This window comes from Microcoleus sp. (assembly GCF_049646505.1).
In the GTDB taxonomy this organism is placed as follows: Bacteria; Cyanobacteriota; Cyanobacteriia; order Cyanobacteriales; family Microcoleaceae; genus Microcoleus.
In genome coordinates this window covers 1-12230 of record NZ_JBARVX010000073.1, presented here as the reverse complement: position 1 = coordinate 12230, position 12230 = coordinate 1, and the positions used below count along the sequence as shown (strand labels likewise).

Genomic DNA, 12230 nt, shown 5'->3' with positions numbered 1-12230 from the left:
TTGTAGTTGCGCTCTTGGTGGGGGTTTTAACCCCTCGGCACAACTACAAACTTATTTATCCGCCTGCTTGTTACATCTTCACAGCGGGGCTAGTCGAAGGTTTTGGCGCCTTAATTTCCTCCGCTCCTGCACGGGCGCGGAATAGTTTTGCAACGGCTTGCTCGCACTTGAACAAATCCGATTCTATCTGTGTAAAAATGGCAGTTGATACCGGATCGGTGAACTTCGCCCGCAAGTTGTTGATATCGACAACGCCTGTTTGCAAGTCGCCGAGAGTGCTCCGCAGCAAGAACGTTTCATCTGTTCCTTGCATCGAGGCTTTTAATTTAGCGTATTTGTCAGCAATTTGGGCGGGAATTGAGGGTTTTTCGCCAAAATCGTTGAGGCGCTTTTCAAGGGCGAGGATGTGGTGCTGTTTGTTTTTGACCATTTCTGTCAGGAGCGATCGCAAATCGCTATCTCCAGTTTTTTCCGCATAGTTTTGAAAAGCTTCGCAAGCATAGCGTTCTCCGGCAAGGGCGGTATTCACACCTTGAACGATATCGCCTTGTGTGGAGCCTCCCCAAGCATTAGCTAATTTCCACCATTCGGCATTTTCGTCAGTTTCTTCGGGCAAACCGACGGCTTTTCCACCGTAACCGAGGCGAGCCAGAATTGCGGTAGTAAATATTGCTAAATCCCCCGGTTGCCGGGAAGTAATTAAGTTGCCGTCAACTACTAAAGGTTCGTCGATATAGTTAGCTCCGGCATTAATCATGTCTGTTTTAATTGCCAAGAAACCTGTGGCATTTTTGCCTCTTAGCAAGTCGGCTTCAATCAAAACTTGCGGCCCGTGACACACAGCAGCCACGATTTTTCCTTGCTCAAATGCTTCTTTGACAAATTGCACGGTATTCGGATTAGTCCGCATTGTATCGGGAGCCATACCGCCGGGAATTATCACTGCATCGAATTCTGCTGCTACCGATTCACTGGTAGTTCCGTCCGCTTGCTGGGAAACTTTACCATTTTTACCGGCATACTTTTCGTTAGTACGGGAACCGAGAACAACTACTTCAAATCCTGCTTGTTTTAAGGCGTTGTAAGGAACTAAAAATTCCGAATCTTCTACTCCATTTTCGATAAGGATAGCAACTCGTTTGGTGTTTGTATTGTTATCTGTTGTCATAATCAACTTTCCTCAGACTATCTTTTCATCTAACAATAAGTCATGTATGATGTTTTTAGCGTCTTGCTAAAGTGATAAATTAGTGAGTGTTAAAAAATGTCAGCGTGAGCCTTGAGAGGTATTTTCCAGTAATTGTCTCAATGGACGTAAGAGGCGCCGTTAATGTCGATCGTTGTCCCGGTAGCGTGCTGGGCCAAACCAGAAGCTAAAAAGGCGATCGTATTGGCGACATCTTGAGGAGGAGCGATTTTGCCGATCGGGATATCGCGAACAATCTCAGCTTCGCCAAACTCCCGAATAAACTTATCTGCCATTTCCGTACTGACAAATCCCGGTGCAACAGTAAAAGCCAAAATACGATCGGCTGCAAATCCTCTAGCAATGCTGCGAGTTAAAGCAACAATCGCACCTTTTGACGCGGCGTAGTGCAAATAATTGGGGTCATCGCCGCGAAAAGCAGCGCGACTTGCTATATTAATAATTGTACCGCCACTGCGAGTTTTGAAATGCAGAATTGCTTCCCGGCACAAATCAGCAACAGCAACTAAATTAACTTGTAAAGTTTGCTGCCAAACCGACGACCAAATATCGAATTCGTCCTCGATACCCGCTGACTGCATAATCCCGGCATTGTTAACTATAATATCAATACGACCGCGCCATTTTAAAGCATCTCGCCACAAACTCGCAGCCGCATTTTCTAGCATCAAATCTGCTGCTAATAAATAACAGCGATCGCCCGCAACACTTGCTGCTACCGCTTCAGCTTTTTCCTGACTGCGAAAGTAATGCAAAATCACCTCGGCCCCAGCATTAACCAGAGTCCGAACCGTCGCTGCACCAATCCCTTTCGAGCCGCCCGTTACTAAAATTACCTTACCTGTTAAATCAATCATTTCTGCATCTCTATGTTTTCTCTTTCTCTGCGATCTCAGCGCCCTCTGCGGTTCAAAAAAAATGTTCGCAAACGAAATAAAATTGCTATGATAATTGTACAGGATTGAGTGTTCAATTGAAAATAGACCGGAAAATTTGCCATGAAAGCAGTTGCGTTCGATCGCTACGGTTCAGCCGAAGAATTGCAGTACCGAGAATTGGAAAAGCCGATCGCCAAATCCAACGAATTGCTAGTCCGAATTCGCGCTAGCAGCATCAATCCCGTAGACTGGAAAATCCGGCAAGGACACCTGCAACTCTTGACAGGATTTAACTTTCCTCGAATTGTCGGTTCAGACATATCGGGAGTTGTCGTGGAAGTCGGCCCGGAAGTCACCAAATTTCAACCGGGAGACGAAGTTTATACATTTTTAAATCCCGTGAATGGCGGTGCTTGTGCCGAATACGCTGCCGTGCCCGAATCGAGTGCCGGATTTAAACCTAAAAACATCACCCATGCAGAAGCAGCAGCAGTACCCATCGCAGGTTTAACTGCTTTGCAAGCACTCCGGGATTTGGGCGAAATTCAAGCCGGAAACAAAGTATTGATTAACGGTGCTTCCGGCGGAGTAGGCACTTTTGCCGTGCAAATTGCCAAAGCAATGAACGCGGAAGTAACGGGAGTTTGCAGCGCAAAGAATCTAGATTTTGTCAAGGGTTTGGGGGCAGATTTGGTTCTGGATTATGCAGAAATTGACTTTACTAAACAGTCAGAAAAGTATGATATAATTTTGGATGCTGTCGGAACCAAAACATTTGCTGAATGCGAAAAAGTGCTGCAATCTGAGGGAGTTTATATCTCGACTTTGCCGAGTTTCGACAACCTCGCACCGATGTTGACAAGCTGGTTGTTACCTGGTAAAAAAGCTAAATTCATTCTAGCCAATGCCAACCCGGCAGACTTGGGATTTTTGCGGGAGTTAATAGAATCTGAGAAAGTTGAGCCGATTGTCGATCGCACTTACAGCTTAGCAGAAGTAGCCGCAGCCCACGCTTACAGCGAAACAGGGCGCGCTGCAGGCAAAATTGCGATCGTCATTGAAGAAGTCATTAGTCATTAGTCATTAGTCATTAGTCATTAGTCATTAGTCATTAGTCATTAGTCATTAGTCATTAGTCATTAGTTAGTTGTTGGTTGTTATTTATTGGTTATAATAATCAAGACAAAGGCTTTTCGGCCAGATTCCCCATTCCCGATTCCCAATTCCCAATCCCCCATTACCAATTCCCTATGACAGCCCCCTCAGACTTGGAGACATCCGAACAAAATTTCGACAGCAATCTCGAACCCAGCATTGCACCAATCGCCGACGGTGGGGTGCGTAGCCGCAACCTCGAAAACGAATTTCTCGACGAACTCCCCGACGAAATTGAGATGTCTTTGTTCGACCATTTAGAAGAACTGCGGCTGCGAATTTTCTACTCGGTAATTGCAGTAGTAATCGCTATAATCGGCTGCTTTTTATATGTCAGACCGATCGTAAAACTGCTAGAAGTACCCGCAGGAGCAGTAAAATTTTTGCAACTAGCTCCCGGAGAGTATTTCTTTGTCTCAATCAAAGTAGCGGGATACAGCGGTTTGCTAATCGCCAGTCCGTTTATTTTTTACCAAATAGCATTATTTGTGCTTCCCGGCTTAACTCGCAAAGAACGCGGGTTGCTCGGCCCGGTTTTCTTCGGTTCTAGTTTCTTGTTTTTGGGCGGGTTAGTATTTGCTTACAGCGCTCTGATTCCGGCGGCGCTCAACTTCTTTGTCACCTATGGAGCCGATGTTGTAGAGCAGTTGTGGTCGATCGACAAATACTTTGAATTTGTTTTATTATTAATGTTCAGCACTGGCTTAGCATTTCAAATCCCGATCGTCCAAGTCTTGCTCGGTGTTTTAGGCATAGTTTCTTCCAACCAAATGCTCTCCGGCTGGCGCTATGTAGTTTTGGGAGCCGCCGTTTTGGGAGCGGTTTTAACACCTTCTACTGACCCTTTGACTCAAAGTCTTTTGGGAGGTGCGGTGCTCGGTTTGTATTTTGGCGGGATTGGTTTGGTGAAGCTTTTAGGGCGGTGAAAACTCGAAAACTTGTAGTTTTTGAACTGTAGGGCTGGTGTTACCAAAAATGTTTATCGATGCGTTCAGAAACTCTAAATGAGGCTGCCGTTTTATTCGCAATCTGAAGAGCGAGTTTTACAGGAGTTGCAGGATTGGGCTGATTTGAGGGGATTGTCAAGACACGCTATGGCATGAAAATTTCAAGATGTTAGGATCGAAAACTTAATAACTTAAACACCTCCTACAGTCTTCTCTCCTGTAAGTTGCTTTCCTCAAAGGAGGCTCTTCCTCGCCTATCTGCATTACCAGGCAGAGCCTGGTAACGAGCAAACGAAGGAGGCTCTTCCTCGCCTATCTGCATTACCAGGCAGAGCCTGGTAACGAGCAAAAGATGTTAGAGTCCCGACTTCTCTAAGAAGTCGGGGCTCTGGGTGTTGTGTTTTTTTAGATTAATCTGCCCGCTTGCTCAGCCGCTTGTAAACCGTAGCCAAAGCATGGCTGTCCCCCACATTTCCGGGAAACAAAACCACGGGTAAATTGGGAAATAGAGGATGATCTGGCTCTGTTTTTACCACCGAACAACCTGCGATAATTTGACCGATTTGCCTGACACTTTTGAGCGATAAACCGGTACTCAAAACATCGTTGGAAGTAATGCCGCCCTTGCTAATTAAAAACCCGATATCCGCAGGCATTCCCCGCACGACATCCATCAACAAAGCAGAAACAGCAGCTCCAAATTTTAACCGAATTTCTGTATTGGGAAATTGCAGTTCTTGGCGGCTGGTATAAATTACAGGTGTTTTGCCGTCGGCGTGAGCTGTGCGGACTTTTTCGAGAATTTCATCGAGGATTTGGGTGCGGTACTCGGGCGAATCTTCTAGCAAGTGAGATACATCTATTTCAATGCTAACTGTATTCGGTTCTTCTAACAATCGTTCTAATTGTTCTGTAGTTTTCTTAACGTGGGAACCAACTATTACTGCACCCGGTTTGCCGTCTCTGACGTATTTTGCCATTTCGTCGGCTGCTATTGGCTGGTTGCCGATGTCAGCTAAGGATGTTAGGATACTGGCCGCGCTGCGGAATAAAAACTTTTTACCTTGACTGGCTGCATCGAGAATGTGTTTGGCAAATGTGTTTAAATCGCCTTGACTTTCGCCGTCAACAACTGCACATTGGTTGTCTTTCATGTCCATCAGCCGATCTAAACTTCCGTAGCGTATATCTGCAAGTAAAATGCGATCGACTGCATCACCGGAAATTCGACCTTGGGTTTTTTCTTCTACGTAGTCTGGCAGGTAACTGTGACTGTAGCCGAAGACAGAATCTTTGGCAAATTCGGTTTCGTGAACAGGGGTTGCAACGCTGTTAACCATGAGGTAGTGTACGCTGTTGCGGGTAATTCTGCCTCCTTCAAAAAAGGCGGGAATTAGAAAATGTGCGTCGAAGGGGCCGAGTTCTTCGGCGATCGCGTCGGTTTCGATCGGATAGTGGCCGCGCAGGGTAGAATCGGAACGGCTAACGATTAGGAAGTCTGCGATTTCTTCGGCTGCGATCGCCTTTTTAAGATTTTGGCACACTTCGCGGGTGACGGAGGCTGCTTTTTCGGGAGTTAGCGATCGAGTATTTGTCAGTATAAAGAAAATCGGGGACTTGTCCCGCAGTCCCAAACGCAGGGTGTCTTCGTCCCAACGTGTCAGCAGCAAGCAACTGTGCACGGTTTGAGAACCTGTCGGATCGTCGTCGAGAACTATAATCTTGGGTTTGGTAGAAGACATACTGACCTTGTTGTTAACGTCACCTTTCCAAGATATCCTTACCTGTTACTTAACAGCCAAAAATTTACAATTATGATATTTCTTAACAATTCTCATTATTCATGAATTGTAAGATGTGTTGGATAATACCGGGCGGTTGAAACTAGGTTTATACTTACCTTATACCATTTTTCTTTCATATGTGCTATGGATGAAATCTTAGCCCCCCCGAAATCGCGGGGGGGTTGGGGGGGTAATATCTAGCGCTACTTTATGAAATTGGTATTACAGCCACTAAAGAGCGGGTTGAATAAGGGGCGGTTAAAATTTAATAAGGTTGGGTTAACGCTGGTGTCAGAAGAGATTTCTTAGTGTTAGTTTTCGCGATCGGCAACTATCGCACCTCCGAGATTATGATAGTTATCAATTAACTGATGTGTGCGGGGAGAAATCAGCTTTTTTACGCAACCGTATTTGGCTAAAATTACCTTATACCAATTTCATAAAGTGCTAGACATTACCCCCCCAACCCCCCCTTACCAAGGGGGGGCTAAGACTTCAGCTATACCACATATGAAAGAAAAATGGTATTATGCTCTTCATTCCGCTTGGCATGGAATTAGTTTGACAAGACGCGGTTTCAACCGCCGTCTTATCTTTCCATTGTTTCAATTAGCAGCGTTTCGATCTTGCAACTTTTTCATTTCTGCTTGAACTTCTGTAGCTAACTGCAAAGCTTCGTTGAGCAATCGCCCTTGTTGGCTGGCTCGATCGCTAATTTGTAGGGCATTCAAAGTTCTCAAATTATTGGCAAACAGTTCGGAGTTAGTTGCGACAAATTTTTTGTTTTCCCTGAGAATTCTTTCAGTTTTCAAGGCGCGAACTAAATCCTCTCTGATGAGCTGCAAGGCTTGAATGACTTTGGATCGATCGCCTATTTTGACTTCCGCATTGCCCGCATCTTCTATCCGGTCGTTAATTTCGATCGCTTTGATTATACCGTTATAGCGATCGACATCATCAAACAAATGAATTAAATCTTTGTTTTGACTCCACCAAATTTTCCACGCATCCTCAAAAATTAAACCGCAGATTGCAGCGAGGTGGAGGGCGAACAAAAACAAATAAGCCCTAGGAAATATCGCAACCAACAACCAACAACTGATTACAACCAAAACAATTAAACCGAGGGTTTTCAAAACTTCGCGGGCAAAATTAGTTGCACTCGCCGGCCGGTATACGCGATCGGGCCCCGCGCCGCACAGGTGCCTGAGCTCACCGACAGTAATTTCTAATCCCTGAATGTCAGCTCGCATAAATCTTCACAAATATTTGTTAAATATAAAGTTTTGTGGTAGAACAAAAGGCTCGTCTACAATAAACCTAACACTTTTTTCAACCAAAACTGCACTATGTCCGCACGTCCTATCTACCTAGACAACCACGCCACAACCCCTGTAGACAAACGGGTACTTGATGCGATGCTGCCCTATTTTACCGAACAATTCGGCAACGCAGCCAGCATCAACCACGTCTACGGCTGGGAAGCAGAAGCAGCCGTCAAAAAATCGCGGCAAATCATAGCAGAAGCAATCAATGCTTCTCCCGAAGAAATTGTTTTTACTAGCGGTGCGACGGAAGCAAATAATTTAGCGATTAAAGGTGTCGCCGAAAGTTATTTTAACAAAGGAAAGCACATTATCACAGTAAAAACCGAACACAATGCAATTCTTGACCCCTGTACGTATTTGCAAAAATTGGGGTTTGATATTACTGTTTTACCGGTGAAAAGTGACGGATTAATTGATATTGGCGATTTGATCAAAGCGATTCGGGCCGAGACAATTTTAGTTTCGGTGATGACGGCTAATAATGAAATTGGGGTGATTCAACCGATCGCCGAAATTGCTGCAATTTGTCGCGGAAATGACATTTTGTTTCACACGGATGCGGCACAGGCGATCGGCAAAATTCCCCTCGACGTACAGGATACGAACATCGATTTAATGTCCTTGACAGCCCACAAAATCTACGGCCCAAAAGGCATCGGCGCGCTGTACGTGCGGCGCAACAAACCGAGAGTTCAGCTAGCGCCGCAAATGCACGGAGGAGGCCACGAACGGGGAATGCGATCGGGTACTCTCTACCCACCGCAAATAGTTGGATTCGCCAAAGCAGTAGAATTAGCAGTTGCGGAAATGGAGTCAGAAACAGAACGAGTTGTTAATTTGCGCCAGCGTTTGTGGGAAAATTTGAGTGAATTGGGCGATGTTTTTCTCAACGGTCACGCTACTAAGAGATTGCCCGGTAATCTTAATATTAGTGTAGGCGGGGTTGACGGTCAAGCGTTGATATTGGGTTTGCAACCGGCGGCGGCTGTTTCTTCGGGTTCGGCTTGTACTTCGGCGAAAATTGCTCCATCTCATGTTTTAGCAGCGATCGGGCGATCGGACAAATTAGCTTATGCTTCAATTCGGTTTGGAATTGGCCGGTTCAATACCGCAGCAGAAATAGATGCAGTCGCCGAACACGCGATCGCAACTATCACATCTCTCCGCCAAGCTCAAAAAGTCATGAGTTAGAGCGATCGGCGGTTTCAACCGCCAGAAAGTCAAACGAAGCGAAGATCGTTCGGCGGTTTAAACCGCGTCTACACAAACGAAGAGCGTTCGGCGGTGTAAACCGCGTCTACACAAACGAAGTCCGCCGACGCGGACTAAGAGATAAAAGGGGTTTTAAATCCGAATTTGGTATTAAAACTTTCCTATTTCTTCAGAGCGTTCGGCGGTTTAAACCGCGTCTACACAAACGAAGTCCGCCTTCGCGGACTAAGAGATAAAGGGGGTTTTCAATCCGAATTTGGTATTAAAACTTTCCTATTTCTTCAGTCCGCGAAGGCGGACTTTGTTTATGTAGTAGCGATTTCAATCGCCGAGTATATAGCTACTTCTTCAGTCCGCGAAGGCGGACTTTGTTTGTGTAGTAGCGATTTCAATCGCCGAGTATATAGCTTTGTTTGTGTAGACGCGATTTCAATCGCCGAGTATAATTGGGATTAATCCTTTACTTAGAACCAAGAACCTCGCGCACCCGATAAATCGGTTTTCCCTGGGACTCGTGATAAGTCCGCATCATCACTTCCGCCAGCAAACCAAAACAAAATAACTGCACGCCAGTTAACAACAAAACCACAGCCAAAATCAGCAAAGGACGGTTCCCAATACTTTGACCGAGACCAAATTTCACGAAAGTCAAATAAATCCCTAAAACCGTTCCCAACGTCATAGAACTCAGTCCCAAAAGTCCAAAAACGTGCATCGGTCGAGTCAGGAACTTTTTCATAAAAGAAATAGTTAACAAATCCATCAATACCCGAAAAGTCCGCCAAATTCCGTACTTGCTTTGACCGAAACGGCGGGCGTGATGGCGCACCGGCATTTCGGCAATTCTCGCCCCTTCAATAAACGCCAAAGCAGGCAAAAATCGGTGCAATTCCCCGTAAAGATTCAAGTCGGCGACTAACTCAGATTTGTAAGCTTTCAAAGAACAGCCGTAGTCGTGCAAAGTTACGCCTGTAACCCGACCAATTAACCAGTTGGCAATTTTAGAAGGAATTAACCTGCTGATAGTATTGTCCTGCCGATTTTTGCGCCAGCCGCTAACTAAATCGTAGCCTTCATTTAACTTTGCCAACAATAGCGGAATATCGGCAGGGTCATTTTGCAAATCGCCGTCTAGGGTAACAATAGCACGACCTGTCGCGCGATCGAAACCTGCCGACATCGCAGCAGTTTGCCCGTAATTGCGGCGCAAAAGCACAGCACAAAGGTCATCGCGACTGCCGGTCAATTGTTTGAGAAGTTCAGCAGAACCATCCTTAGAACCGTCATCTACACAAATAATTTGATAGCTGAGTCCTGATGGTTGAATCGAAGATGCGATCGCCTCAATCAGATGAGGCAAACTTTCCACCTCATTGTACACCGGCACGACTACCGAAACGTCGAGAACAACCTCAGCGCCAGCCTGTTGTCGAGCCAATTTTTCCAAAAATAATGCAGCGTCCATTTTTTTTATTCAATAATATCAGTAATCATTAGTCATTGGTCATTAGTCATTAGTCATTGGTCATTGCGAATCGGGCACTTGTACGATCGCGTAGCCGAAGTATCGGGCATTAGTTAGCTGTTGGTTATCCTATATTATTTGTCGTATGTTTGTTGTTAGTTTTTGGTTCTAATGCCCTATGCCCTATTCCCTATGCCCTATGCCCTATTCCCAGATTGATAACTGGCGACCACTTTACCATATCCCCGCAATTGCTGGTAATAAACTTGACTGACTCGATCGCCATCCTCCGACAAAACATCGATACCGATACCGTTGCGACCTTGTGCTTGTCCCGAACTGTGAATGTAGCGACGATCGCCCAGATACAATCCTACATGAGTAGCCTTTTGCGGAGTTCCAAAAAAAACTAAATCTCCCGGTTCTAACTGACATCTTGCACCACTGTCAATTGGCTTTTCATGGGCGGAGTCAATTGGCTTTTCATGGGCGGGCAAGATGCCCACCCCACCAGAAACTTGATGTGTTGTGGAACGGGCATCTTGCCCGTTGCTAAGAATGGTGCAAGATGTATCTACAGCACCGATGCTAATAGGTTTAGTAAAAGCTTCCTGTTGATAAGCATCCCTAGGCAACCAAATGCCTGCAGCCACAAAAGCAGCTTGCATCAATCCCGAACAATCATAATTTGGCCCGACTGTACCGCCCCAAAGATAATAATTAGATTGGTTCATGGCTTCACGAGCAAAAGCAATTGCGATCGGCAATTTTTCGCTAATTTCATCCTGAGAAACCACCAGAGGATGATACACTGTTTCTGTGACTTCGAGCAAGTCAATATCTCGAAGATCCAACCAACCGGGATAATCGTCTTCGCACAACCGCACCATCACAGCGTTTGTATCCCCCTGAACAACCGAGTCTATGCCATTTCTCCCCCCCTGTATAAGGGGGGGTTGGGGGGGGTAAACTACACGCAAATGCCGCCCCAAGGATGCTTGAGTTGCCAAACGATCGCACTTTGGGGAATCGTAAATATTTATGTGCGATCGCACCCGGTACTCCACAACATCAGATAATTGAGAATTGACCATTGCTAATTGCTAATTATTTGCTGTTAATTGTTCGCATCCAACGATTTATGGCAATTAGCAAACCGCCGTCAACCGTTAACCGTCCGCCATAAACCATGACATTTTTCCACAAAGACGAACAATTAGAAACCCTCGGCAGTAGCATTATAGACTCTGCACACTCAGAATTTACAGGATTGACGGGCGATCGTACAGCCATTACCTGGATAGTCTACGATCCGCCGGTGCGAGTCAACACAGGCGGAGCCCTCAGCGCCCAAGAATTTTGGAAATATCAACCGCGAGGTTTTAGCAACCGAGCATCCGAACGAATTTATCCCGCCAGCATCGTCAAATTATTCTACCTCGTTGCCATCTGGGAATGGGCCCAAAAAGGCATGATTCAAACATCGCCCGAATTAGAACGCGCCGTCCGAGATATGATAGTTGATTCCAGCAACGACGCCACCGGTTTAGTAGTAGACGCGCTCACCGGCACCACCAGCGGCCCAGAATTATCATCAAGCCCCTTTGAAACTTGGAAACAGCAGCGAAACCTCATCAATCGTTACTTTCAATCATTAGATTGGCCGGAATTACAAAATATTAACGCCAATCAAAAAACCTGGTGCGATGGCCCCTACGGTCGCGAGCGAGCATTTCTGGGAGAATTAATGGAAAATAGAAATATGCTGACCACCAATGCAGCGGCGCGTTTGCTGCACAGTATAATCGGGGGCGTAGCTGTTTCTGCCAAAGCATCGCAAGAGATGATGGGCTTAATGAAACGCAGTTTAGCACCAGCAGAATTAGAGGCAGATCCCGAAAATCAAGTTACAGGTTTTTTAGGCGGCGGATTGCCAGAAGATGCAAAATTGTGGTCAAAAGCAGGGCTGACAAGTCAAGTTCGCCACGATGCTGCTTATATTGAAATACCGGGTTTGTGGCCGTATTTGTTAGTTGTATTTACCGAGGGTAAAGAGAATAGCAATAATGAAGAAATTTTGCCCTTTATATCGCGGCAATTTGTCGAAGCGATGAAGGCACTTAATTAGATTTCGTAGTTGATTATTGCGGCTAAACTAGACTTGCAAAAATAGTTTGGACGGGCTTGGCAAAAATAATTTGGACGGGCTAGAAGCCCATCCCACAAGAAAATTTTGTGGGATGGGCTTCTAGCC

At 45.7% G+C, this 12230-nt stretch carries 10 protein-coding genes; 4 read left to right on the top strand and 6 right to left on the bottom strand.

Annotation, left to right across the window (positions count from 1 at the left end):
- Positions 1–70 precede the first annotated feature (70 nt).
- Together WBA89_RS03790 and WBA89_RS03785 are read right to left on the bottom strand one after the other, a co-directional pair.
- A complete protein-coding gene (locus tag WBA89_RS03790; RefSeq protein WP_424404199.1) occupies positions 71–1168 on the bottom strand; it encodes a DJ-1/PfpI/YhbO family deglycase/protease in 1098 nt (365 codons plus the stop codon).
- 137 nt (positions 1169–1305) lie between these two features.
- The gene (locus WBA89_RS03785) at positions 1306–2064 is read right to left on the bottom strand and encodes an SDR family NAD(P)-dependent oxidoreductase (RefSeq protein ID WP_424404198.1); all 759 of its coding nucleotides are present in this window, start codon (positions 2062–2064) and stop codon (positions 1306–1308) included.
- 141 nt (positions 2065–2205) lie between these two features.
- Here WBA89_RS03785 and WBA89_RS03780 point away from each other — a divergent pair, with 141 nt between their 5' ends.
- Positions 2206–3165, top strand: a complete 960-nt coding sequence (locus tag WBA89_RS03780; protein WP_424404197.1) for an NAD(P)-dependent alcohol dehydrogenase — start codon at positions 2206–2208, stop codon at positions 3163–3165.
- Positions 3166–3335: 170 nt separating this feature from the next.
- Positions 3336–4166 (top strand): twin-arginine translocase subunit TatC, encoded by an 831-nt coding sequence (tatC, locus tag WBA89_RS03775; protein ID WP_424404196.1) that lies wholly within the window; start codon positions 3336–3338, stop codon positions 4164–4166.
- A 431-nt stretch (positions 4167–4597) separates the two neighbouring features.
- Here tatC and WBA89_RS03770 read toward each other — a convergent pair whose 3' ends face one another.
- Entirely contained in the window at positions 4598–5929 is a 1332-nt protein-coding gene (locus tag WBA89_RS03770; RefSeq protein WP_424404195.1) for a four-carbon acid sugar kinase family protein, read from the bottom strand.
- A 647-nt stretch (positions 5930–6576) separates the two neighbouring features.
- Positions 6577–7224: a hypothetical protein gene (locus WBA89_RS03765; RefSeq protein WP_424404194.1), complete on the bottom strand. Its 648-nt coding sequence runs from the start codon at positions 7222–7224 to the stop codon at positions 6577–6579.
- Positions 7225–7320: 96 nt separating this feature from the next.
- Here WBA89_RS03765 and WBA89_RS03760 point away from each other — a divergent pair, with 96 nt between their 5' ends.
- Positions 7321–8490, top strand: coding sequence for an IscS subfamily cysteine desulfurase (locus WBA89_RS03760; protein ID WP_424404193.1), 1170 nt, complete (start codon positions 7321–7323; stop codon positions 8488–8490).
- A 481-nt stretch (positions 8491–8971) separates the two neighbouring features.
- Here WBA89_RS03760 and WBA89_RS03755 read toward each other — a convergent pair whose 3' ends face one another.
- Both WBA89_RS03755 and WBA89_RS03750 read right to left on the bottom strand, forming a co-directional pair.
- Entirely contained in the window at positions 8972–9976 is a 1005-nt protein-coding gene (locus WBA89_RS03755) for a glycosyltransferase family 2 protein (protein WP_424404192.1), read from the bottom strand.
- Between the two features lie 197 nt (positions 9977–10173).
- Positions 10174–11070 carry an NlpC/P60 family protein gene (locus WBA89_RS03750; protein ID WP_424404191.1) on the bottom strand — a complete coding sequence of 299 codons (897 nt, stop codon included), beginning with the start codon at positions 11068–11070 and terminating at the stop codon, positions 10174–10176.
- A 95-nt stretch (positions 11071–11165) separates the two neighbouring features.
- On the opposite strand from WBA89_RS03750, the gene WBA89_RS03745 reads away from it, so the two are divergent.
- Positions 11166–12104 (top strand): serine hydrolase, encoded by a 939-nt coding sequence (locus WBA89_RS03745; protein ID WP_424404190.1) that lies wholly within the window; start codon positions 11166–11168, stop codon positions 12102–12104.
- The last annotated feature ends 126 nt before the right edge of the window (positions 12105–12230 follow it).

Excerpts from the sequence above, each read along its gene's own strand:
- WBA89_RS03770 (WP_424404195.1), bottom strand. The coding sequence starts at position 5,929 with ATGTCTTCTACCAAACCCAAGATTATAGTTCTCGACGACGATCCGACA.
- WBA89_RS03785 (WP_424404198.1), bottom strand. The coding sequence starts at position 2,064 with ATGATTGATTTAACAGGTAAGGTAATTTTAGTAACGGGCGGCTCGAAA.
- WBA89_RS03780 (WP_424404197.1), top strand. The coding sequence starts at position 2,206 with ATGAAAGCAGTTGCGTTCGATCGCTACGGTTCAGCCGAAGAATTGCAG.
- WBA89_RS03755 (WP_424404192.1), bottom strand. The coding sequence starts at position 9,976 with ATGGACGCTGCATTATTTTTGGAAAAATTGGCTCGACAACAGGCTGGC.
- tatC (WP_424404196.1), top strand. The coding sequence starts at position 3,336 with ATGACAGCCCCCTCAGACTTGGAGACATCCGAACAAAATTTCGACAGC.
- WBA89_RS03745 (WP_424404190.1), top strand. The coding sequence starts at position 11,166 with ATGACATTTTTCCACAAAGACGAACAATTAGAAACCCTCGGCAGTAGC.
- WBA89_RS03790 (WP_424404199.1), bottom strand. The coding sequence starts at position 1,168 with ATGACAACAGATAACAATACAAACACCAAACGAGTTGCTATCCTTATC.
- WBA89_RS03765 (WP_424404194.1), bottom strand. The coding sequence starts at position 7,224 with ATGCGAGCTGACATTCAGGGATTAGAAATTACTGTCGGTGAGCTCAGG.
- WBA89_RS03750 (WP_424404191.1), bottom strand. The coding sequence starts at position 11,070 with ATGGTCAATTCTCAATTATCTGATGTTGTGGAGTACCGGGTGCGATCG.
- WBA89_RS03760 (WP_424404193.1), top strand. The coding sequence starts at position 7,321 with ATGTCCGCACGTCCTATCTACCTAGACAACCACGCCACAACCCCTGTA.